Origin of the sequence: Mesobacillus sp. MER 48 (assembly GCF_023714225.1) — a bacterium.
Taxonomy (GTDB): domain Bacteria; phylum Bacillota; class Bacilli; order Bacillales; family Cytobacillaceae; genus Mesobacillus; species Mesobacillus oceanisediminis_A.
This window is the reverse complement of sequence record NZ_JAMAUR010000002.1, coordinates 873,479-897,344: the sequence shown is the minus strand read 5'-3', so window position 1 is coordinate 897,344 and position 23,866 is coordinate 873,479. Positions and strand designations below refer to the sequence as shown.

The 23,866-nt window shown below is 39.8% G+C and carries 21 protein-coding genes and 2 pseudogenes; 5 read left to right on the top strand and 18 right to left on the bottom strand.

Going from position 1 to position 23,866, the window contains the following annotated elements:
* Positions 1-14: 14 nt before the first annotated feature.
* The 3 genes and pseudogenes from M3593_RS10820 to M3593_RS10810 all read right to left on the bottom strand — a co-directional run.
* The gene (locus tag M3593_RS10820) at positions 15-602 is read right to left on the bottom strand and encodes a DUF1788 domain-containing protein (protein ID WP_251541484.1); all 588 of its coding nucleotides are present in this window, start codon (positions 600-602) and stop codon (positions 15-17) included.
* Between the two features lies 1 nt (position 603).
* A complete protein-coding gene (locus M3593_RS10815; RefSeq protein WP_251541486.1) occupies positions 604-1,206 on the bottom strand; it encodes a DUF1819 family protein in 603 nt (200 codons plus the stop codon).
* A gap of 1,108 nt (positions 1,207-2,314) precedes the next feature.
* Positions 2,315-2,558, bottom strand: a pseudogene (locus M3593_RS10810) (DNA/RNA non-specific endonuclease); the annotation flags it as partial.
* 344 nt (positions 2,559-2,902) lie between these two features.
* Here M3593_RS10810 and cspC point away from each other — a divergent pair.
* Positions 2,903-3,103 (top strand): cold shock protein CspC, encoded by a 201-nt coding sequence (gene cspC / locus M3593_RS10805; RefSeq protein WP_044394619.1) that lies wholly within the window; start codon positions 2,903-2,905, stop codon positions 3,101-3,103.
* 420 nt (positions 3,104-3,523) lie between these two features.
* On the opposite strand, the gene M3593_RS10800 is transcribed toward cspC, so the two are convergent.
* The 3 genes and pseudogenes from M3593_RS10800 to M3593_RS10790 form a co-directional block, all read right to left on the bottom strand.
* Positions 3,524-4,615 carry an ABC transporter permease gene (locus M3593_RS10800; RefSeq protein WP_251541488.1) on the bottom strand — a complete coding sequence of 364 codons (1,092 nt, stop codon included), beginning with the start codon at positions 4,613-4,615 and terminating at the stop codon, positions 3,524-3,526.
* Positions 4,612-5,538 (bottom strand): annotated as a pseudogene (locus M3593_RS10795) (ABC transporter ATP-binding protein). The gene M3593_RS10800 and the pseudogene M3593_RS10795 overlap by 4 nt, the downstream one beginning before the upstream one ends.
* 30 nt (positions 5,539-5,568) lie before the next feature.
* Complete coding sequence (locus M3593_RS10790) at positions 5,569-5,877, bottom strand: hypothetical protein (RefSeq protein ID WP_251541490.1); 309 nt, start codon at positions 5,875-5,877, stop codon at positions 5,569-5,571.
* Positions 5,878-6,174: 297 nt separating this feature from the next.
* Here M3593_RS10790 and M3593_RS10785 point away from each other — a divergent pair, with 297 nt between their 5' ends.
* The 3 genes from M3593_RS10785 (at position 6,175) to M3593_RS10775 (ending at position 8,153) form a co-directional block, all read left to right on the top strand.
* Positions 6,175-6,909, top strand: coding sequence for an SDR family NAD(P)-dependent oxidoreductase (locus tag M3593_RS10785; RefSeq protein ID WP_251541491.1), 735 nt, complete (start codon positions 6,175-6,177; stop codon positions 6,907-6,909).
* A 185-nt stretch (positions 6,910-7,094) separates the two neighbouring features.
* Complete coding sequence (locus tag M3593_RS10780; RefSeq protein WP_144475691.1) at positions 7,095-7,556, top strand: GNAT family N-acetyltransferase; 462 nt, start codon at positions 7,095-7,097, stop codon at positions 7,554-7,556.
* 90 nt (positions 7,557-7,646) lie between these two features.
* A complete protein-coding gene (locus M3593_RS10775; RefSeq protein ID WP_144475692.1) occupies positions 7,647-8,153 on the top strand; it encodes a PadR family transcriptional regulator in 507 nt (168 codons plus the stop codon).
* Positions 8,154-8,291: 138 nt separating this feature from the next.
* On the opposite strand, the gene M3593_RS10770 is transcribed toward M3593_RS10775, so the two are convergent.
* The 8 genes from M3593_RS10770 to M3593_RS10735 all read right to left on the bottom strand — a co-directional run bounded on the left by M3593_RS10770 (position 8,292) and on the right by M3593_RS10735 (position 19,571).
* Positions 8,292-9,134: a peptidylprolyl isomerase gene (locus M3593_RS10770; protein WP_186326706.1), complete on the bottom strand. Its 843-nt coding sequence runs from the start codon at positions 9,132-9,134 to the stop codon at positions 8,292-8,294.
* Between the two features lie 290 nt (positions 9,135-9,424).
* Positions 9,425-11,701 carry a M6 family metalloprotease domain-containing protein gene (locus M3593_RS10765; RefSeq protein WP_251541492.1) on the bottom strand — a complete coding sequence of 759 codons (2,277 nt, stop codon included), beginning with the start codon at positions 11,699-11,701 and terminating at the stop codon, positions 9,425-9,427.
* 637 nt (positions 11,702-12,338) lie between these two features.
* The gene (gene trhA / locus M3593_RS10760) at positions 12,339-12,977 is read right to left on the bottom strand and encodes a PAQR family membrane homeostasis protein TrhA (RefSeq protein WP_144475695.1); all 639 of its coding nucleotides are present in this window, start codon (positions 12,975-12,977) and stop codon (positions 12,339-12,341) included.
* A 257-nt stretch (positions 12,978-13,234) separates the two neighbouring features.
* Positions 13,235-13,777: a DUF4865 family protein gene (locus M3593_RS10755; RefSeq protein ID WP_144475696.1), complete on the bottom strand. Its 543-nt coding sequence runs from the start codon at positions 13,775-13,777 to the stop codon at positions 13,235-13,237.
* A 43-nt stretch (positions 13,778-13,820) separates the two neighbouring features.
* A complete protein-coding gene (locus tag M3593_RS10750) occupies positions 13,821-14,573 on the bottom strand; it encodes an MBL fold metallo-hydrolase (protein WP_144475697.1) in 753 nt (250 codons plus the stop codon).
* Positions 14,574-14,886: 313 nt separating this feature from the next.
* Complete coding sequence (gene ltaS / locus M3593_RS10745; RefSeq protein WP_251542303.1) at positions 14,887-16,791, bottom strand: lipoteichoic acid synthase; 1,905 nt, start codon at positions 16,789-16,791, stop codon at positions 14,887-14,889.
* 494 nt (positions 16,792-17,285) lie between these two features.
* Positions 17,286-19,055 (bottom strand): gamma-glutamyltransferase, encoded by a 1,770-nt coding sequence (gene ggt, locus M3593_RS10740; protein WP_251541493.1) that lies wholly within the window; start codon positions 19,053-19,055, stop codon positions 17,286-17,288.
* A gap of 243 nt (positions 19,056-19,298) precedes the next feature.
* Complete coding sequence (locus M3593_RS10735; RefSeq protein WP_251541494.1) at positions 19,299-19,571, bottom strand: hypothetical protein; 273 nt, start codon at positions 19,569-19,571, stop codon at positions 19,299-19,301.
* 154 nt (positions 19,572-19,725) lie between these two features.
* Here M3593_RS10735 and M3593_RS10730 point away from each other — a divergent pair, with 154 nt between their 5' ends.
* On the top strand, positions 19,726-20,076 hold the full coding sequence (locus M3593_RS10730; protein WP_144475700.1) for a DUF2200 domain-containing protein: 351 nt from the start codon (positions 19,726-19,728) through the stop codon (positions 20,074-20,076).
* A 129-nt stretch (positions 20,077-20,205) separates the two neighbouring features.
* Here the strand turns inward: M3593_RS10730 and M3593_RS10725 are convergent, their stop codons facing one another.
* The 4 genes from M3593_RS10725 to M3593_RS10710 form a co-directional block, all read right to left on the bottom strand.
* Positions 20,206-20,802 (bottom strand): flavin reductase family protein, encoded by a 597-nt coding sequence (locus M3593_RS10725; protein ID WP_251541495.1) that lies wholly within the window; start codon positions 20,800-20,802, stop codon positions 20,206-20,208.
* Between the two features lie 15 nt (positions 20,803-20,817).
* Positions 20,818-22,014: an MFS transporter gene (locus M3593_RS10720; protein ID WP_251541496.1), complete on the bottom strand. Its 1,197-nt coding sequence runs from the start codon at positions 22,012-22,014 to the stop codon at positions 20,818-20,820.
* Between the two features lie 86 nt (positions 22,015-22,100).
* Positions 22,101-23,606, bottom strand: coding sequence for a sodium:solute symporter family protein (locus tag M3593_RS10715; RefSeq protein ID WP_251541497.1), 1,506 nt, complete (start codon positions 23,604-23,606; stop codon positions 22,101-22,103).
* Positions 23,603-23,863 carry a hypothetical protein gene (locus tag M3593_RS10710; RefSeq protein ID WP_251541499.1) on the bottom strand — a complete coding sequence of 87 codons (261 nt, stop codon included), beginning with the start codon at positions 23,861-23,863 and terminating at the stop codon, positions 23,603-23,605. Before M3593_RS10710 ends, M3593_RS10715 begins: the two co-directional genes overlap by 4 nt.
* Between the last annotated feature and the right edge of the window lie 3 nt (positions 23,864-23,866).

Genomic DNA, 23,866 nt, shown 5'->3' with positions numbered 1-23,866 from the left:
ATCCCCCCATTTAATTACTTATCTATTAGCTGAAAAGCTCTATAATAATTGTCATCTTTAATTTCCCCGAAAAGGACTAATTCCTGTCCATCATAGCTACCTGGAAAAAACATAACTACAGGTACCTGATCAACTTTTTTTTGTAATGTATTTAAGACCGTATGTGAACGAATAATTGGGAACGCCTTGCCAATACCGGTCAGAAACACAATATCTCTCGATGTGACACGATCAGATATGAATTGAACTACCAAATCATTATTTAATGTTAGTCGTAGTGCCTTCTTTGTTGCATTTAAAACAAAATCGCTGCCCTTTTTTTCTTCCATCTCAAAATTTTTATTAAGGAATCCCTTTTCTTGTAAAATTTCTAGAACTACTTCATATAAATCGAATTCTCTTATATAAATCTTGGAATTGTCAGTATTAACTCTTTCCTTTAAGTAAGCAACATGCTCTCTTACTATCATTTCGTACTTAGGATCATAATCGAAAACATGATACCCAATTTCATTGCCTAATCCTTTGCTTTGTCGAAATGAAGGCTCTGTTATTCTGGGAAGAATTTCATCTAGCCTCTCGTAAATACTCCGTGTTTTCATTTTACTCACCCGCTAAAATTTCAATATAAAGTTGGTCACCAATTTCCTTCAGATACTGTTTCACTTCAAAATCAAGATATGTTCTGTTGATTTCTCGGTTACCTTTCTGATTTTTTAATAACCCTGCTTCATGAAGTATTCGAATATAAACTTGTTTAAGTTTATAAAATGTATAGTCATCCCAGGAAGCAACTTTGTCACTTTGTTGCTTTTTTGAATCAAAAAAAATATTAAAGTCTTTGTCAGTCAAAAATTTTTCTTTGAGAATGAACTTTTCTCGGAACACCTCATACATAAACTCAAAAAATAATCTGTCAGTCTTCATAATGGAATAAAGAACTAACATTTTACTCGTGTCAGAATCACCATGAGCAATTTTCTCTAGCAAATAAATATCCAAATCTTTCAATCGCGTGAGAATTATTGATGCAATTTCCTTTTTTCGCGCTTCGGTTTTCACTTGGAATATATTTTCATGTTTTGCTTTATCTTTTATCTCAAATACTTTTAACCCTTGATATATAAGGTTTGCAACCTTTTTTGACTCTAAATAAAAGAAGGGTCGAGATTTAATTGTTGATTTATAATTTTTCATTTTTTCCATTTAAATACATTCCCTTGGTCCAGAATAATAACTATTTTATATTGTAACATTAATAAGATTAATTGGGTACAATATCCCTATTTATTCAATATTGCTGTTTTATTGGCAGCTATTTTTCTGAACAAATAAAATAGCCATCAAGTATAAAAAAACACTAGATAGGTGATATTTTGTATATCATGGCTTTTTAAAAATTTTATAACTGATTTGGTTTATTCTTGAGAATACTTCTGGTTATAGTGCTTCGTATGAATGAATCTTTCAAAATTGATTAACTAATTTAAGAAGAGCTAAAGTGAATTTATTCAACTATTATCTTCCTCATTATATATCCTTACGGGCTTTTGTTGAGACCATAAATTAATTAAGTACAAAAAGAAGGCATAGATAGTGTGTTGACACTTCTCCTTGCCTTTTGAATTTTAAATAAAATACTCTTCAATAAATTCATTTGATATAGGTTTTTCATCTGTGACAAAGGTTACGCTGTATCAAGCCCTTGTAAGGGCAACATAAAAACCAGCTTTTGGTTTACTAACTGTTTGAACATCGCCAGTTTTTAAATATTTATTGATTGGACCGTTACTAAAAATTAATACTCTGTCAAAAGTTAGTCCTTTTGATTTCCCGAAAATGATAGCATGGATATTTTCTGGTACTTTTGTTATCTTACTATATCTAAGTATCTTCGGTGAATATCTTTGCACATAAGTTAGAACGTCTTTACTTCGAATATAAAATATCCCATCATGACCTGTAAAAGTGTTATTTAAAGAAATGGTTTTGGGCATATTAGGGTAAGTGTATCAGGTATGTTACATATTAATTGGTTGCTTCTACGACACTCCTGCTTGTATTCAAGTGAACAAATACCTTTAGTTTCCCAATTCTTGAATAGTTCAAAAATGTTTTCACCTGTAAACTTTTAATTCTTTCTAGCGTTGTTCCTGAAATAGGTTGCTTGTCTATTATCTCCCACCAATATTGTTTTAATATTGGATTCCAGCAACTAAAAAAAAAAATCCAAATCAGGACCGGCAAGGTCTTGGATCTCATCAATCATTATTGTATCGTACAAGCCTTCTAACCTACCCACAATTTGATTAATCGGATAGATGATAATTGCTTTAAAATTAGTGGCTCCACCTGCGCTGCGGATTACGTCTTCCATATTTGGTTGATCACCATGTCGGTTGAGAGTACTATCTTGTGGGGGAATATTATACGCATTCGATACTCCTCTGAGAATCAGCAATAACATGTCCTTCATCTAAAACGTCACTTACGATAATAAAACCCTTTGCTTCATCAGAGTAGGAGCTGCCAGAAGGTAATACAGGTTCGTTCCGGTCAATTACATTATTCTCTTTTTATAGCTTTTTAAAATTAATCCTTCTTCAACTTTCCTACTACTTATGTTAAGAGGGTAATCTACAAAAAAATATTAATCCGTCTTGCTTTAAAGCATATGTTCGTTCAAGAACCATTAAAGCAGCCTAGCATAGTCAGCGTTAATAGTGTGCGATTCAAGTTGAGGCAGAAAAGATTTGCTATATCCTCCGTTTATTGTTATGATGAATAAGAATTATTTTTGTTCGGTGTAAAGGATAGTATAAGTATCAACTTTTCGTCTTGATGATCACTTTGGGCAAGGATAGTAATACGTTGTGCGATTACGCACTAGGAGGCAACAAAAATGGAACAAGGTACAGTTAAATGGTTTAATGCAGAAAAAGGCTTCGGATTCATCGAGCGCGAAGGTGGAGACGACGTATTCGTACACTTCTCTGCTATCCAAAGTGAAGGTTTCAAGTCTTTAGACGAAGGTCAAAAAGTTACTTTCGACGTTGAGCAAGGCGCTCGTGGAGCTCAAGCTGCTAACGTTCAAAAAGCTTAATCTAAAATCATTGATACGAACAGGCTCTTTATATAGAGCCTGTTTTTTTATATTCTTAAAATAATAATTCTCAATAAAAAAACCCTGCTCAAGATCTGAGCAGGGAGATGGAACTGGTAATGTAAAACGGTTTAAAGATAAAAAGGTTTGTTTCCAGTATAACACACTGGATTGACAATAGGCGGATTTTATCAAATTATTTTTCTCTACAGGAAGAGACACAGGTCCGGATCATGTATTTCATTCGCGAATCAAGTCATTTCAATTATTGAAATTTTAAAACTCACAAAGAAAATCTGGAGTTTCTTAACTGCCGCAAAACTTTTTTCCAAGAAAGCAAATGATGATTTTCAAAATCCAGTGAGACAATCAGATTCCTAGTTGTTTATTGGGGTCGGACGCATTTTTTCTCTCTCTGCCCTACTCCCACTTAAACACATAACTTGCCACAGTGAATCCGCCAATTAACCAACCGCCGAGGACAAGTGTTTCTGTCCCTAATTGGAGGAATGGTGTACCGAGGTTCATTGTCTCCCTCAACGCGGAGCTCAAATGAGCGATTGGCAGGATTTTCACGACTGGCTGGATGATGTCGGGCATATTGTTAATCGGAAAGAAGACTCCTCCAAGGAACAGCATCGGGAAAGTGATGAATCCGGCAATCGGGCCGGCGCTTTCCGGATTTTTAGCGATACCGGCGATGATGAAACCGAGTGCCATGAAAGCTAGTGTCCCGAGAATGATGAAGAAAATCAAGGCAAGCCAGGAACCAGCGACATAAATGTTAAAGACAAAATGAGCGATAAGGACGACGAGCAGTGCCTGGGTTCCGTTTAGCAGCAGGCGGGCGGTGATTTGTGAGGCGATGAAGGTGGAAGCTTTTAGTCTCGTTCCTTGCATTCTTCGCAAAATTCCTCTTTCACGCCAGGCGGAGATTTGGCCGGCGACTCCGTTCATGTTGTTGCTCATGATCATCATTGCGACGATTCCTGGAACGAGGAAGTCCACATAACGGATGGTCAGTGCTTTTATCCCCACTTTCTCAACTGTTACGACAGGTTTATATTCTGTAAGTTCCTTGCTGTATTGATCAATGATTCCGCTCACAACAGTGAGGCCGAGCTCAGATGTTGTGAGGTTTTTTTCATTATAATAAACAGGAAGTGTTGAGGCCTCCTTCTGCTTCTCAAGTTTTGCTTCATATCCTTTTGGAATCTCCATGAACAGCTGGATGTCTCCATTTTTCAGAGCTTCTTTCCCGCTTTTAACACTTTTGAACTTTTTCGCCTCAAGCCCCTCATTTTTGTAAAAACGTTCTGTTAATTTCTTTGAAGCAGCTGTTTGATCGAGGTCGATTAGCCCTACTGATAAGGATAGATTGCTGTCATTTCCTGCAAAAGTTCCAAGTGCCAGCATCAGAATAATCGGAAAGAGTAAGGTGAAAAACAAGACCTGCTTGTTTCGTGCAAAAATCCGTAATTGTGCCAGTGTCAATTGCCAATAAGCCCTCATGATTCCCTGATGCTCCTTCCAGTCATATGGATGAATACATCCTCTAATGTCGCTGATCGAGTCTGTAAATCCTCAATTTTGAATTGATGTTCTGTAGATGCATGGATCAATGAGGTCAAAGTGACTTGAACATCGTCCGTATATAACTGGACAAAGTTATCTTAGATTGACACTTCCTCTACACCATCCATTTTCAAAAACCAGTCTTCCTCTGGCGGATTGCTCAAATGGAATTCGACTGAACTTGTTGACTGCAGTCTTTTTACTAGATTCATTGGTGTATCAAGTGCAATTAGTTCGCCTTGATCCATGATGCCAATGCGGTCACAGAGCACATGGGCTTCATCCATATAATGCGTTGAGAGAATGATGGTTTTTCCCCGCTCTTTCAATCGGAGAACGATGTCCCAAAGAGTCCTTCTTGCCTGCGGATCAAGCCCGGTCGTTGGCTCATCAAGGAACACAATGTCTGGATCGTGGATCAGCGCAAGGGCTATGGCAAGACGCTGCTTTTGTCCGCCGGATAATCCCTTGATTAAGTCATTCCGCTTCTCTGTCAACAGCATATCTTCGATTAGTCCATTGATATCCACGTGGGTCGGATAAAAGCTTCCATACAAATACAGGATTTCTTCAACTTTTAACAATTCAAACAAAGAGGTGGACTGAAGCTGTACCCCAATCACCTCTTTGACTTTGGTCACCTCTTTTATCACATCGTAGCCGGAAAGCGTTGCGGTGCCTTCGTCTGGTTTTCTGAGTCCAACCAACATTTCAATCGTGGTCGTCTTGCCAGCTCCATTCGGACCTAGCAGGCCGAAGATTTCTCCTCTTTTCACCTGAAAGGAAACGCCTTTTACAGCGGTGAAAGAACCGTATTGTTTTTTAACTTCTTTTACATCGACGATGATGTCATTGTGCATTGCAAGCCTCCAAGTTTGAAAAGTATTTCACTAGCGTGTGAATTTTTTGTACGAAGATATTATTATTCCAGAAACCAGCGCGACTGCTAAAAAGGTAAATAAAAACATAAAAGGTGAACCAGTGTATCCGAATGCTACTTGTGTTTGCAGCATGTCGACCTGACCCCAGGAGCCTTCAACATCTGGTTTATAGTTTTTCGTTTTGATATAGCCAACTAACATTCCACCAGCCAAATAAAGCAAATGGATTATGAAAGAAACACCGATGGCGTGTAAGTACAGTTTCACTTTCCTAACAGCTCCTTGTTCACGAATTCTTAATACATATTCTAGTAACACGTGATCAATTCCTTTTCTCAATTCCCAGAATTTTTCTCCTATCTAATTAAGTTATAGAATTTGATTCGTAATTTTTCATGTTGGAAAAATTTCGGTCTAACCCTTTACAAAACAGTACATAATAAAAATATTGCTTAATCCCCCACTGTAAAAAAAGCATTGTGTGGTTGTAATCTAACTTAATACATTTTTGTTCCATCTTCACCATTTTAAAGTTAAATATGAAAAACATATTACTTTGCACAAAGTAATTATTCGAATATAATAAGGGGGAACAAAAGAAAGGGAGGATGTAAGATGGGGAAATTTGATAATAAAATCGTTTTGATTACTGGTGGAGCTTCTGGTATGGGGAAGAGAATGTCTGAGCTTTTCGTTGAAGAAGGGGCTTATGTAATCGCGGCTGATATCAACAAAGAATTGCTTGCAGTAGTCAGTCAGCATGAATCAATCGAGGGCAAGTTGTTGAATGTAATGTCTGAGGAAGATTGGAAAAAGGCTGTCGATGAAATCATTGCTGAACATGGAAGAATTGATATTCTGATTAATAACGCGGGTATTGCGACTGAAAAGGATATAAACGAAACAACGATTGAAGACTGGGATTTGATGATGCGTATTAATGGTTTTGGTCCATTTGCCGGTATGAAGCACGTACTGCCTCATATGGTGAAGGAAAACAGCGGTGCTGTTGTGAATATTTCAAGTTATACTGCTATGGTTGGTATGGGCGTTAATACGTATACCGCTTCAAAAGGAGCTGTGCGATCCATTTCACGTGCAGCAAGCACAGCGTATGGCAGGTTTGGTATCCGTGTAAATACTGTGTTCCCAGGTGTCATCCAAACACCTATGACGGCAAACTTGTCAGAATCAAGTGAGGTCTTGCAGCGATTGATTATGGCTACACCATTGCAGCGCCTTGGACAAGCAGATGATGTGGCACGTGCCGTATTGTTCCTGGCTTCTGATGATGCAGCTTACATTACTGGTGCCGAACTAGTCATTGATGGCGGTTTTTCTGCACAATAATATGTGCCTTATATACCAGACTAAGCCATATGGTTTAGTCTGTTTTCATTTTTCAGTTCTTCTCCCCCACTTCCTCGCTAATATAAGGAGACCTTATAACATCTCATTAAAATTACATCATTCACTTATGTGTATAAATCAGTTAGCATAGAAACAAATAGATGAATGAGATGAGGCGAATAAGAATGGATGCTAAATTGGAGTTTAGAATGGCTGAAGAAAAAGATTTAGACTCGATCGTTGCAATGCTTGCTGACGATCTTTTAGGAAGTCAGCGTGAACGTTATGAGCAGCCACTTCCACAAAGTTATCTGGATGCTTTTAAAGCAATTGCCTCGGATCCTAATAATGAATTAATCGTTGCTTGTGAAGGAAATGAAGTGATTGGAGTACAACAAATTACCTTCACCCCCTACATCACCCATCAAGGAGGATGGAGAGCGACTATTGAAGGAGTCAGGACTTCATCACGAGTCAGAGGAATGGGTGTGGGAACTGAACTAATTAAATGGGCCATAACACGAGCGAAAGATCGGGGCTGTCATTTAGTGCAGCTGACAACGGATAAACAAAGACCAGATGCATTGAGGTTTTATGAAAAATTGGGCTTTTCTGCAACCCATGAAGGTTTAAAGCTGAAACTATAATGCCTTTCTTTTTGGGAAGCTATTTTTGCGACACTTTTTTCGGCATTAATGGTATATTGTATTTCTAGTCCACTCGAAAGAAGTGAAACCATGTCCATCCAGATTGTCCTTTTAGGATTATTAAAAGAGAAATCTTATCATCCATATGAAATGAAGAAAACGATTATTGAAAATAAATGGGACCACCTCTTTCCTGTTACGGATGGAAACATTTATCATGCGATCAGAAAGCTTGAAAAGAATGAATGGGTAGAAGCTGAAAAAGAAGAGCAAGTCAATAATCGTCCTAACCGGACTGTCTATCGGATTACAGATGAAGGCATTGCTCAACTATCGAAAGAAATTCAGCTCGTATTTGAACAACGGCTGAAGGAGCCCCGCTCACTTTATCCCGCCACACTTTTCATTCATTTATCAAATGTAGATAAAATAAAGAAAATGATTCATCAATGGATTATTGAACTGCAGGAAGAAGTTTCAGTTGAGACTGAATATCCTTCGGGTTTGCCTCAACTGATTAACAGGCACTATACAGATACAAACAAACTTTATCTCAAATGGTTAAAAGACTTATTATTGAGCCTCAAAAAGAGTTAGAAAACACATTGTTCTCTAACTCTTTTTTACTTTTCATCAAAAAAATATGCCACAAAGTCAAAATTATGTATTTGGAGTAAAGTACAACGATGATAAACCCAACTGCTAGACCTGAACATTTAACCTTTAGGCGGATGGTTATTTTGATTCTATCTCCTTAAATGCGTCTTTAAAAGCATCCTCTTCTATCTCAATTTCTTTTTTCAAGCTGTTTAATATCTCCTGAACCGGTTTTGCCTTCTTACTCATAAGAGTTTGCTTAATTTGATCTTTCACCTGACTTAATGGAGTCTCCTTTATATCTGTTACTTTAATGATGTGATAACCAAATACTGTCTTGACTGGCTCACTCACTTCACCTTTTTTCAATTTCAGAGCTGCTGCAAGAAATGTCGGATCCATCTCCTGGGTACGCCCTGAAAGATATCCCAAATCTCCGCCTTCTGCTGCAGTAGCTGTATCCGTCGATTGTTTCTTGGCTATTTCTGCAAAATCGGTTCCTTTCTTTAATTCCTTTTCTATTTCTTTAGCAGTTGACTCATGATCCACGAGAATATGGCTGGTTCTTGCCTCAGTGTATTCACTTTTGTGTTGTTCATAGTAATCTTTTATTTGTTTATCTGACACTTTCACCCCTTCTGTTGTTGCTTTAAAGAAGTATAGGGATTGTTCGATATGGTCCTTTAACTCTTCTTCGTTTTTAAAGCCCTGTTTTTGCAGGAACATTGAATACTGATCTTTATCCCCGAATTGTTCCTTTATTTCCCCAAGGCGTTGGTTCACCTCTTTGTCAGATACCTCATATTTGCCTTTCAAAATCTGCATATAAACCAACTTTTGAATCAACTCTTGTCCACGCTCGGTACTTGCCACTTCTTTTAATAAATCATCTTTTGATATATCTCCGTAATCCGTTTTAATAAGCAGCTCTCTCTCTTTACCAGAAGTTTTAGCCGAACAAGCACCAAGCAAAAATAACAATGATAAAATGACTGTAACAGTGGCCAAATTCCTCAATTATCTTCACTCCTTCTTTTGACAATTTCCTAAATTCGTTGCTGCTAACAGGCCGCCTTGGGCTAAAAAGCCGATTGCTTTAAATGCCTTGGATTTATAAACATTATTTATGAGGCAATAACGAGTATAGTTGCAAATTGTTTATCTATCTTGTTTCTAAAATTTCTTAAAGGAGGCGGGACAGTTTGAGAACTGTCCCAACCATGAATTTAATTGCTTTTGCACCCCTATACTAGGTCCTTCTTAGGAATCCTCTATTGCCAGGTCTCAATCATTGCATCAGCATATGCTTTTAAACTGGTATACGCTTTGGCAGAAATCTGATCCGCATCTTTTTTGAGTTCCAGGAATTTTTTAAAATCATTGATGTGTTTGATAACCTTATCCCCAGATCCTTTCTTTTCAAATTGCCCCACAGTTTTCATATGTGCCTGCAATGCTTCTGCTGTACCTGCTTTAATAGATCCTTCATTTGCAAAGCTATCAATAACAGAGCTTATACCTGCTGCAGTTAGGCTGCCAGGTAAGAAATTGTAATCTGTAAAACTTTGATTAGCATCTGTCTCCGAAGTGGCCGTGAAGATGAGTTTGGCAGGCGCAGTCTTGCCTTTCGGGATTTTCACATAAACCGGAACAGCAACGGTTTCTCCTGGTTCCACCGCAATTACATTGTGATCAAGTTGAACTTTCCAATCACCCGCTGAAGCATTGACACGAATTAGGTCCTTTGCTTCGCCAGTATTTGTGACATTAAAATGATAGACTGCCACTTTGTCCTGTACAGCGGGCTCTACAGTGCCTGCGCTAACATTTACTCCTCGATTAAATGCACCTGCACCTTCTGTGTTTCGGACGGCAACCTGATAGCGGAGTACCCCTTCATTGTCTTTTTGTTTCCCTAAAATGTAGAAGTGAAGTTTATTGTAAGGATCGATGTACTCACTGACAACCGTGTCTTTTTCAATAGAACCATCAAATTGTCCGGCAACCAAGCTTTCCCCATTACCAGCTTTGAATAAAGCATCGAGAGTTTGCCGTGGATCACCTTTGGCTACCATCGCTGTGGTGCCGTCAGGTCTAGTAAAGTCCTTCAGATTGATATCCTCAGGATGTGAATCCACTACCCAGATATTCGGTGCAGACTCTGCATTTTTCGTCTTTGCAATTAAGACGCCAGAATCAGCGGCGAAGGAATCGGAACCGACACGGTCTACCACTTCAAGGGTGTAGTTATTATACAATCGACCGGAAAGAATATCGTTCCGCCAGTCACCAGCCAGGTAATCCGATGGTGTAGAATCGTCCATGCTAATATTGATACCATGCAATCCGGTTCTGCCGAAGTTACTGCCAATTGGTGCTTGACGTGCAGTAATATCCGCAAACGCCGGTCCAGATACCTTTAATTCATCACGGTTTAGCTTCAATACTTCATCATCGGATACAAATCCTTGTTTCATTTTATTACGAAGCATATGAGGAGCCGGTATAGAAGCACCAAGAGTAGATGGAATCATCCAGCGAGTGTGCGTTCCGCCAGGGCCATTGAAAGAGCCACGGCTCATCGTCTCCCAATAACCTGAATAGGTTCTAGGGTCAAGTGATGCATTATTGTAATTATCACCAAGACCACGAAGATGGCCAAATTCGTGAGCAAAGGTTCCCATTCCATCGCTTTCGCCCTGGATCGAGACACGTATCCTTTTGCCATTTATGTCTGCACTAGATGCTGCCGACCAGATTGTTTTTGCTGCATACCAGGAAGTCCAGGGAACATAACGAGTTTTTGCCCAGTTCGGCATGTTTTCAAATCCAGGTAAATCCGGCGGCCCAAACGCATCAGAAACCGAGTCTTGGTTTAGAAACATCATTTCGCCAAATTCTTGCCATACGGTTGATTCGTCATAGCCAGCATGTACAATGAAGGCAAAGTCATATTCTTTTCCAGCTGCGGCAATGTCAGCTGCTGCTGCATTTACCCCATCCTGAAAAAGGTTGCCACTACTATATTGAGGTGGAAGCGAACCCGCATTCATATAGTTAAGCCCATATTGAAACTCGTTTTTATCCAGACGATAGGGACCATAAGAATCCAGGGAGACGCCCCATTTCCCCTGGGAATTCTCTTTCCAAAAGCCATCAATCGTCTGATAGTTGTTGAGTTTGCTAGGCAGGTTCAGAAAATCCTCCCACCATTTCCCGAGTTCTTCACGAGGAACAGCGTCCACCTGAGGGTTGCCGGCAATCTCTGAACCCTTTGGCTGGGTCAAGATAAAATCCTGATCCGGAAAGTCGACCAGAATCAAGGCACCTTTAAGTTCTGTTTCGGGTTTAATATTTGTTGAATTCCAATCGATACCAGGTACCACATTATAATCATTCCAAGTCATATCATCTGGATTCACCCATGATTGTGAATCTACTGGGTCGGGCATTTTTTCTAAACCTGGTTCCGCAGCAAAAGCGGCTGTTGAAGAAAATGCAAGCAATAGAGTGGTGGTTGCTGCTGCAATTTTAGCTTTAATCTTCAAATCAATTCTCCTCCCAATTAGAAAAAGTCCCTACCTTTTTATGTAGGTTCGATGTTTTAATTCCTTGATGCCGAACTTACGCCATCCTTTATTTCTCCTTTTACAGCTTGAGGCACACTTGGGTTCATCACCTCCCTTAAGTTTATAAACTATAGACATAAATAGGCTAAATCCTAAAAAGTTGGCCTCTGTTTTGAATTTGCTATTAGAAGAATTTTTTGCAAGGTGCGGGATTGTTCCCATAGTGGACTTAGTAGATTGATAGATTGTTGATATTTCCTGTGTAAATATTTGAATATTCAAATATTTTTTGGCGTAATTTATTTATCTTCCCAGCAAACATTTACTAAAACGATCTTTATCTATTACGCATTCCGAAATATTGATACTTTCTATATTTCTGCATAAAAATTCACAATCCTTCAAATTTATCCCATTGGAGGAAAAACGAATCAAAAGACCCAAAATTCCCACATGAATATTAACTTTAAAATAGCCAAAAAGAAATAGTATAGCTATGGCTCATAATAAAATAAGCCTTATCCCTCAAGGATAAGACTTGAATATATTTGTATTTAATTTTCCCAAAGCATTTTAGCGGACTACGCATTTTGTGTACCCACGGATTTTTGTGATTTCATGGCAACAAACTCAGAACCGCAAAAAAGTGCATAATCGATCCGGCTAATACAAACACATGCCAAATTGCATGGTGGTAATGGAAGCCGCGCCAGACGTAAAAAATGGCTCCTACTGTATAAAGTAATCCTCCGATTACGAGGAATAGAAGTCCGTGTGAGGAGACATTCTGTGTTAATGGTCCCCAGGCAAATACAATCAGCCAGCCCATAATGACATATAACACTGTTGATGTATGCAGGAAGCGCTTAACGAACAGCGATTTGAACACCGTTCCTGCAATGGAAAGTCCCCACACAATTCCGAACAGAGTCCAACCTAATGTCCCTTTTACCGCAATGAACAAGAATGGTGTGTATGTTCCGGCAATGAAGAAATATATGGATGAGTGGTCCATGATTTCAAAAAAGTCCTTTGCCCTGCCAGGTGGAAAGCTATGGACGAGTGTTGAGGATGTATAAAGCAGGACCATGGTCGCTCCGAATAAGGTGAAACTGACGACATGCCAGGCTGTGCCGTATAGTGAAGCAAATACAATCAGGATCACCAGTGCAGCAATGCTTAATAGTCCGCCTATCCCGTGGATGATTGCGTTCGCGACTTCCTCTCTCTTCGTAAAAATATGTACATTTGCCATACCTTTATCTCCTTTGCTCTACATGACAAACGGTGTTTTGAGTTCCGTTCTTTTATTATATTAGAACAATAGTATACCATTTATGGCTTTAATAGGCGAAAGGGATTGAGTTATTGGCGGTGGGTATACTTTAACATTAATGATTAAAACGACAGTAGAAGTTATCACGACCGGAACTGACATAATTTGTCCGCCCAAAAGATGATAAATGAACTTTGCGAATTGTCCCCTTCACCTGTTAGGAAAATGCGAGAAAATTACTCCTGAGATACATGCAAAATCTGATAAATTACCCCAGCGATCCCGTTCGCTTTGTTTAAATCGTTTAAAAAGTAGAATGCTTCGTACTTCCATTTGTCTGGGTTGTATATCAATATATATTCTGTATTCGGAATTGATGGTAAACTCTCTCCTATCCTATCCCCAAAATCATTTAGGCGTTCCTGTGGCTGAATTTCTCCTTTTACCTGAAAGAGGTATCTATGATCCTTGATTTTATCGGTTGTTGTATCAATGAGAGGAATGCCGATGTTTACCTTTTGCCACCCAAATGAGTTGAGGATATTGTCATAATATCCGCTGAATAAAAACTTGTTCAGTCCGTTGCTCCCTTTCCATAAATAAAGTGGGCAATAACTATTCTGCACATTATTATGTACCCCTTTTTCAGTGATTAAATAGAGTTTGAATTTCAGTTCTTCAAATCCATCCGTTTTATAACCGTTTTCTCTTACTCTTTCTCTGATTATGTCCATACTATAATTACTTGGCAAGGTGATCTTGTACTGGCTCGCAATCATTCATGGTCCCTCCTTTTTTCGATCCTTAATAGGGCAGAGCGATTTATCTAGTAATCTTTTCACCATCATATGGGACAATGACATTTTTTATTTCGTTGCTTTTAATGAACTCCATTATCGTCTCTCTCTTCAATAAACAATGATTCCATGCCTCCATATGGACAACGACAATCAAAGAATCGGCTGCATGGTTTCTGACTTTTACGATGTCTTTAAGACCCATAGTGATAGGATCACCTGTCTGGAATTGCGCTTCCCCGCCATTTACGATGATTACATCTGGTTTGTAATTGGTGATGGCCTCTTCAGTCTCATCACACCATACCGTGTCCCCCGCAATATAAAGAGTTTCTTCAGAATCAGCTTCAAGTACGAATCCTGAAACCGGGCCCATTGCTTTTGCCAGCTCACCAGTTCCGTGGCTTCCTCCTGTTCTTAAAAGCTTGATCCCGTTCCATTGCAAGTCATCATTCACTTTTACCACATTGGAAAATCCGTGTTCTATAAGCTTCCCCTCATCTTCTGGCTGACAGAAGACAACAACATCCTTAGGGAGCGATTGGATGGCCGCGTCATCCAAATGGTCCCTGTGCAAATGAGTAATGATCACAGCTTCCACGCCCTCAAGAATCTCCTCCACAGGTAATGGAAGATCAACCAAAGGGTTGCGTCTGTCATTTGCTGCATTAGCAACTGGATCCAGGCTGCCTCTTGAGCTAAACATCGGGTCGACCAGAATGATATGGTCTTTGTATTTCATTTTCAAAGTAGCTTGTCTTATTAATTGGATCTCCATTTAAAACCCACTCCTTTTTTATAACTTTCTACCCAAAGATTAAAAACCCTTCTCTTTAGTTTTTCAACATACATCCAAGGCTTTAATATCCTGTTGCTTTTTGAATAATTCTATATTGATGAAACAAATCCCTCCAAGAATCATGAGGGTTCCCAGCATTTAAAATGGTCCTATTATTCGTGACCAACTATTTTGTTGGGAATATAAAAACATTCATTCAAAAAATAAAGACAGAAAGAACAAAGCAGGTGAAATCCATCCTTTTATGTATACAAAAAAGCTGCCAGGCTTAGGCTCGGCAGCTTTTCAAAGATTACTCTGTTTTGTCGCTATTCTGTTCAGTCTTCTTATTATAATTGTACTGTGAACGATCTACAGGGACAAAATCTTTAGGAGTGTAGAAACGTAAAAGGTCACCTTCTACAACCTTATCAGAGTAATTCAGGATGGTTTCAGTGATTTCCTTCTGATGTTTTGCTTCTTCTGTTTCCTCTATCACAGTGCCGGTTGTTGAGTCATAATACTTACCGTTGATGTAAGAGGTAGTTGGACTTACGAAATCACCATTTCGGAATGGCACTAGCTCATCGTGTTCTTCTGATAGTAAGTCTGTACCCATTTGCAGGTAAGGCTTAGTATCAATTCCCAATAAATGCATAAGAGTCGGCATCAGATCGATTTGTCCGCCATATTCATGCATTGTGCCACCTTTGACTCCAGGTACATGCATTAATAACGGTACGCGCTGAAGGCCGGCACTTTCGAATGGTGTAATTTCTTTGCCTAATACTTGCTCCATCGCCTTATTATGATTATCGGAAATGCCATAATGGTCACCGTACATGATAACAACGGTGTTATCATATAGTCCGGTTTCCTTTAGATAGTCAAAGAACTCTTTTAATGCCTCATCAGCATATCGTGCTGTCTGGAAGTATGAATCAACGGATGCATCTCCAGTAGTATGAGGTTCAATCGTAGTTTTTTCCTGATCCATATGATAAGGAAAATGGTTGGATACAGTAATTAACTTTGTATAAAATGGCTGTGGCAATGATTCGAGCATAGGCTGTGATTGCTTCAGGAAAGGCTTATCCATTAACCCATACTCTGCAAGATCTTCTTCATTCAATGTGTAATAGCTTGAATCAAAGAAGTTTTCATAGCCAAAAGATTTATAAATTTCATCACGGTTCCAGAACGATCCGTTGTTTCCGTGGAAAACAGCTGAACTGTATCCGTTTTGGCCTAAGATAGCCGGTGCGGCATGATACGTATTCATTCCTTTAGTAGAGAATGCAGACCCTTGTGGGAGTCCGTATAGGGAATTTTCGAGAATGAATTCGGCATCAGATGTTTTCCCCTGAGCTGTCTGATGGAAAAAGTTATCAAAATACAGGGTATTTGCATCTCTTGTTAAAGAGTTCAAGAAAGGTGTTACTTCTTCACCGTGAAGTTTGTAGTCAATCAAGAAATTTTGCATTGATTCAAGGTGGAAGTATACAACATTCATTCCTTTTGCCGCACCGAAATATTCCGGATTCGGTTTTGCGTAATTTGTTCTCTGGTAATTGAGGATTTCAGTTAAATCATCCGTACTAGCCATTGCCCTTTTCATCGAGCCATTGACACTCTGTACAGCATCATAAACGGTATAGTTGTACATCCCCAAATACTTAACAATATAGTTGCGGTCGAAAGTTCTTGTCAGTAATTGTGGCCGATCTTTTTCTGCTAGTCCCAGGTTCACTGACATGATCAGGATGGCTGCGATAAATACAGTTGCAACACTTCTGCGGTTTACCATTCCGCTCGTACGCTCTTTTTTGAAAAACAATCCAACAGCTAATACAATGAGCGTGTCCAGGAAAAACAAAAAGTCATACGGTTTTAAAAGAGATGACACACTCGTGCTTACATCTCCAAAGTTTTGCGTCTGCGAAATTGTTGGAATCGTAATGAAATCACTAAAGAATCGGTAATACACAACATTTGCAAATAGTAAGAAGCTCAAAATAAAGTCAAAAACAATGAGCCATAAGAATTTCCTTTTTCTTGACAATAAAGAGAAACCTAAGAATAACATGACGGAACCTAACGGATTCAGAAACAATAAAAATTTTTGTAAGTTATTATCCAAGCCTAGTTTGAATTCTAAATGTTGTACTAGATATGTTTTCACCCATAATAAAACAACAGCTAGTAGGAAAAGGCTCATGTGGTTTTTATTAAATTTTTTAAACACCTTTTTCTCCCCGCTTTCTATCGTCTACTGTTTTAATAGCTTTTAAGATTATGCAAGCCATTCAAACATTCTATAAGATTTTTAAGCTAATGTAAAGTTATTTAATATTCTATAAAAAGACTGTAAATTTATCTTTCTATTATATACTAATCTAACAAGTAGTTTAGAAGTGATATTATGTATTCGCTTATTTCTTTCCTATTATATGTATATCGGAGTAGCTGACTGCGGCGGCAAAAGTTTAGGAATTTGGCTCTGTTAAAATTAAATGGTGATCAGTAAACTTCAAAAACGTCTCCTATACATATAGACGAAAATTCCCCTGATATGTATTCCCTTCTTACATAAAAATAAACCATAACTAAAAATAAAAAAGGACTAAATTGATTTTTCTAGTTAGACTCAAATTGGCATAGCCTATAAAGGCAAAAAAAAGGAGCGGAAAACCCCGCTCCTTCCTTTCATGCTTATTTTCGGTTGCCTTTAAGATTGACTCCAATTGCTGCGCCATTTCTGCTTGAGTCTGCCACACCTTTAAACGTACCGTTTTCACGGTCGATCAAGATGCTTTGGACATTGCCAATTGTCGTCGGGCTAGAACCAAATTTATGGCCCATCGCATTCAGTTCGTTTATGGTATCAGTGCTGATACCTTCTTCAAATCGGTACGAATTAAGATTGTTGGTGTATATTCTAGGCTGTTCGACTGCTTCCTTCAGCTCCATATCATACTCGATTGCATGGAGGATGGTTTGCAGCACGGAGGTGATGATCGTCGGTCCTCCCGGGGAGCCAACCGTCAGGACTGGTTCGTCGTTTTCAAAAACGATCGTCGGTGTCATGCTGCTCAATGGACGTTTATTTGGCTGAACTTCATTGGCACCGCCAGGGACTGCGTCAAAGTCGGTCAATTCATTGTTCAGCATGAATCCATAACCAGGGACCATGATGCCCGTTCCAAACACCTGTTCAATCGTTGTTGTGTAGGAGACGACATTTCCCCATTTGTCAGCTACAGTAAAATGGGTTGTTTCTCCATACTGTCTGTCATTTGGCTGGCTTGTCTGTGAGTAATTGGCTTCTGAATTCTCATACTTCCAAGGGTCTCCGGCTGTTGGATTCTGGTTGACAGAATCAAGGCTGATCAACTCCTGGCGTTCCTTGATGTAATCAGGGTGAAGAAGTCCATTTACTGGAACATTGACGAATTCAGGATCTCCTGCGTATGCCGCGCGGTCAGCATATGCAAGATGCATGGCTTCGGCTAGAAGATGATATTTTTCTGTTGAATTGACATCATATTGGGACAGATTGTAACCATCCAATATTTTCAGCATTTGCAACAGGAAGACACCGCCTGAGCTCGGTGGAGGCATGCTGGCAATTTTGTATCCCTGATAATCTCCCCAAACCGGCTCATCAACTGTTACATCATACTTTGCCAAATCCTCGGAAGTCATTGAGCCTCCGAAGTCCTGTACCACACCAGCTAGTGCCTCTGCGATCTCTCCTTTATAAAGTGCATCCGTTCCATTTGAACGAATCAGCTTGAACGTTTTAGCCAGGTCGTCCTGAATAAGGACATCCCCCTCTTTTAGCGGCTTCCCTGCTGGCAAGAAAACTTCACCGGCTGCCGATCTTGATAACTTGTCCTGATTATCGGCAATCGCTTCTGCCAGGACTGAATCAATCGGGAATCCTTTGTCAGCCAGCTTGATGGCAGGGCCAATCAGCTGTTGGAGCGGACGTGTTCCCCACATATCAAGTGCTGTTTCAAGGCCTTTCAGTGTGCCTGGCACTCCGACTGCAGTTCCACCGGTCGAGCGTTCTCCAAAAGGAATCGGATTCCCATTTTCATCCAGGAACATATCTGGAGTCGCCCCTTCAGGAGCACGCTCCCGACTGTTGACGATGGTGGTTTCCTTTGTTTTACCGTCATAAACCATCATGAAACCGCCGCCGCCGATTCCGGACATCATCGGTTCTACTACGTTCAAGGCAAACTGAATCGCAACCGAAGCATCAATCGCGTTCCCGCCTTTGCGAAGTACCTCAGCACCTATCTCGGATGCAAGCGGATGGGCAGTCGCAACCATGCCATCCTTTCCTACATCAACCTGGCTGTACTGTTCATAACTGAACTCAGGTTTTTTAGCTAATCCAGTTGCAGGCATTGTACCGGCCAGCAATAACACACTGAGCAAAGCAAACAGCCCGGTACGTACGAATTTTTTCATATGATTCCCTCCTGTTCCAATTTGTTTACAATATAATGTTAGGGGAACGAAAGGATTAATAGCAAATATTTAACCGAATTTTCTTAATTTTAAATCTATTATACTAGTTGTTTTTGCCAAAGGGGTAATTAAGGGCTAGAGATGGTTAGGACAAAAGGACGATGGTTTCTGATCGCTGACCAAGTTAGCATTTTGGATCCACAATAAAAAGCATGAACTCGCCTGCTACAAAAGCATAAGCTGCTAACCTCTTCTCCCTCTCCAAACACCGAGCTGATAGATACTAACTGAATAGAACAGGAGAATAGAAATGGAGATAATGCCCTTTTTATGGCTGCTCCAGATCCCAAGAATCGTTTTCAGAAGATCTCCACTAAGATAGAGAAGATAGATGTACACTACAAACATTGAAAGTGTCAGAAAGAATACAAAGCGAAGTAATCGTAAGAAAGTGATTTCACTGAAGAAAGATTTGGGGTATTTTTTCCCCTTCCTGGCAAGCCCTGTCTCAGCCAATAACCACACCCCTTTTTTCCGTTTTACAAAGCCATATGCTTTTACTATTCTTCCCCTTGAGTCAATTTCCTTTGTGCTATGATAAAAAAGCCCGTTTGAAACAGCTTTATTTTTCATAATATAATTAAGTAAAAGAAATCAGGGAGAATATGCCATGAGCAAACATAAAATCTTTACAATGAGTGTCGCAAGTGTATATCCTCATTATGTGAAGAAGGCGGAAAGAAAAGGACGTACAAAAACTGAAGTGGATGAAATCATGCGTTGGATGACCGGTTATACACAGGAAGAGTTGGAATCACAGCTGGAAAAACAGACAGACTTTGAGACCTTCTTCGCCGACGCTCCCCAACTTAATCCTTCAAGGACTTTAATCAAAGGTGTCATTTGCGGTGTTCGAGTGGAAGAAATCGAAGAACCGACCATGAGGGAAATTCGCTATTTGGACAAGCTGATCGATGAATTGGCAAAGGGAAAAGCGATGGAAAAGATTTTAAGGAAATAATCATTTAAGTAGAATAAAAGATGAATTTAAGAGATTAAAAAGAGACAAAACGAGAAAGAATTCTCAGTTTGTCTCTTTTTGTCACGTTTCGATATCCAATGCGCAAATCATAGGGATGGCTTAACCCATTCATCTGGGCAGCGTAAAAAATTCTTTACTTTCGCTGTAATTCCCCGCCAACCTTCCAAGCGGCTGAAGTTTCTCTAAATCAACTTTATAATTTCCAAGATAAAATTCATCACGGATATGGTAATTTACTACTCTTCCAATAATAAGATTGTCACTGCCAAGCGGGATAATTTGTTCAAGCTTACATTCAATATTAATCGGTGATTCTTTGACCCTCATCGGTTTTACCAAATCACTTTTAATGTCAGAAAGTCCTGCTTCATCAAATTCATTAATCTTTTCCGGAAGATTTTCTGAGCTTTTTTGCATTTCATTACCGAGTGGCGTACTAACAATATTGATGACAAATTCCTTGCTTGAACGAATATTAACCAATGTATCCTTTTCAGTGCCTTCTCTTTCACCTACCCCAGGTCCGATAGAAATACAAAGCATAGGGGGTTGTCTTGAAGCAACGGTAAAAAAACTAAATGGCGCGAGATTGTGCACGCCATCTTCAGAAATGGTTGAAACCCATGCTATTGGACGCGGAACAACTGAACCGGTCAATAGCTTATACATTTCCTTTGTAGAAAGGTCGTCAGGATTAAATTTCAATGAAGGCTCCTCCCTTTATGTCTCAGTTATCGTTGAAACTGATTGTTGCTGTTTTCTCAAAATAAAAAGCAAAATTAACACTGCTATCATCAAGCAGCTAATAAAATACCAGCCATACATATAGGTGCCGCTCCTGTCGATGAGATATCCGAATAAAGGCGGCATGATGATTACTCCGGCAGAACCGAATAAAATACTGAACCCACTCGAAATTCCAGCAAACTCCTTTGGGACAAGTTCAGAGGCCAAGTTCATCCAGATCCCATTGAAACCTGAAACGGCAAACCCAAATAGTGAGATAATTGGAACGAGCCCTATAAAAGGAGTATGCTGGGGTAAAAATGTTACGGTCACACTGCATATTGCCGTTATGATGGCAATCATGATCAAAATGATAATCCGTCTCCCATTAAAAATCCTGTCACTGATCATGCCCCATGCTACCCTGCCAGCTGAGCCGCTTACTTCAGAAATCAACAGCAGCATCCCTGACATGACGATAGAAAGGTGAAAGTGTTCATGTGCAAAGAGAACCAAGTATGTGGTTAAGCACATTTGTGAGCCATTCAGTCCAGTGGCACTGAGGCTTACTAATAAAAGCTGTTTATGTCGGAATAATTGTAATAGAGATCTAAACATACTTTTAATGGAACCCTGTTTGCTGGTTTGTGCTACCAAAGGGTCCCGATAACCTTTAAACGCTGCGAATCCAATTATTATAAGCAGAAAACAGGCAAAAAAGAGAACTGGCCTCCACCCAAACGCTACTGCTGCAGGTAAGAGCAATAGACTCGCTAATGCTGCCCCTCCAGTTATCCCAGTTTGTTTAATTCCCATAGCGGTTCCCCGCTGTTTCAGTGAAAACCAGTATATGATTCCCCTATTCGTAACCGGATGCATGGCTCCATAGCCTAAACCGCCTATCATGACCAATATCATAATCAACGCAAATTGGGAACTCATCGTCATGAATAAAAAGCTGATTCCGGTACAAAGGGAAATAATCAATAACAGCTTTCTCGAACCGACGCGGTCAACCAAAAAACCTGCAGGAATAGAGCTTATCGACTGCCCTAAAAATAATGCAGAAGGAAGCAGCCCAATTTGCGCCTTTGAGAGGGAAAGGTCCATACCGATTAACACTCCCAGCGGTCCCAGGCTCCTTCCGATAAAAGCCACCATGATTTGAGCGGCAAGGAGCCATAACAGCATTCGCCATGGCTCCTTCACTTCAACCGCCTTATTTTTTAATAACAAATTCAATTGCATCATCTCTTTTATTAAAAGGATTTTTGTCTTTATGCCCTCATTTCCAGTACAGCCAGTTCTTCATCCTTAAGTGAAGATTTAGCTGTTGCAGGAATGATCAGTGAACCAACCAGGCATACAAAGAAGTTCAATCCTAATCCAAGGACCCCGCCATGGATCCCAAACACCGTTTTATGGCCAGTAAGAGTCAGGAAGCCAGCAAGTACTGCTCCCGCAAGCATTCCCCAAAACACAGCTTTTCCTGATAAGCGCTTCCAATAAAGTCCAAGGACGAAGGCAGGGAATACCTGAACAAGCAATTCAAACTTCAGTACAAAAATATCATACAATGTTCCTGGAGGATTCCATGCTATCCACAGCAATCCAAAGACTGCAATAATCCCGCCGATTTTTCCGACCATAACTTTTTTATGTTCGCTGGCGCCCGGGTTAATGAATTTTCCATAAACATCATTTGATAACATTGATGAAAAGCTTAATAATACAGAATCAGCAGTGGAAATAATCGCAGCCACAATTCCCCCAAAGAAGATGATCATCATCCAATAGAAGAAGGGATTAATTGCTGCAATATCATTAGCCATCAATCCAACTAGCTGCTCGGAACCACTCTTATCAAGACCCGGATACAGCATTAGACCAATGATACCTACAACGAATACAAGACCCGTTGTGATTGGCGGCATCCATGCCATTCTGGCAAAAGATTTCTTAAGGGTCCTCTCACTTTCAGCAGAGTAAATCCTCTGTACAGCATGAGGATAGATAGAAGCCCCAAGACCTACAAGAACTAGCATACTAAACCAGTTAATGGAAATATCCATTGTTGGTACCGCCACTTTTGCTGGCTCGGTGTCTGCAATAAATCTAGTAACATCCGGAAAGTGGCCGCCGACAAGGTAGAGGGCTCCGCCAAGGAATACAAATATACCAATCATAAGGATGATTCCCTGGAGGACGTCTGTGAACGCAACTGCCTTCATCCCGCCCATCCATTCGTAAACCAGCATAACTACAACAAAGACTAATACGGCAATTTCATAAGGGATGGTCCCGCCGGTCATTCCCGATACTGCCTGCCCGATTGCCACAAGCTGTTCAAGCAGATAGTTGCCGAGGCCCCACAGCATCAGGAATATACTTAATAATGTGACAGCCTTGGATTTAAATCTAAACTGGAGCCAGTCTGTCGGTGTTACGAAATTCTGACGTTTGGAAATGACATAGAGTCTAGGTGCGAAAAGCAAGTAAATGCCTATGATGATTGTCATGAAGGAAATGGACTGCAGCCATGAAAATCCCGTTCTGTAGGCTGTTGGTGCATAACCTACGATGGTATTTCCGCTGTATTGCGTAGCGTATAACGTAAAGAATAAGGCAATAAAACCAAGATTTTTTCCAGCTAAATAATAATTTGAAAGACTATGATGCAAATTTGTTTCTCCGCGACCGGAAAAATACCCGATTAATAACATGGCAATGGCAAATACACTCAAAATGATAATTCCATCTGGACCGGCAAAGGTTAGATTCATTTATTTGCCTCCTTCTTTTTATCTGCTTCTTCAATGTCCTCGACAATATTCCACTGTGTGATGCAGAGCCAGCTTGAATAACCACATAAAATAAGTGAAAAAACCAATGATACGAAAGCCCAAACCGGAAAGCCCAGGATAATCGGCTGAACATCGCCCTTAGGAAAATACCATGGCACGACCAGCAACACATTTAGAGCAAGCAGGATCCAAATCCATTTTTTACGAATAGGTTCCTTGATTTCCTTCGTTTTCATTAC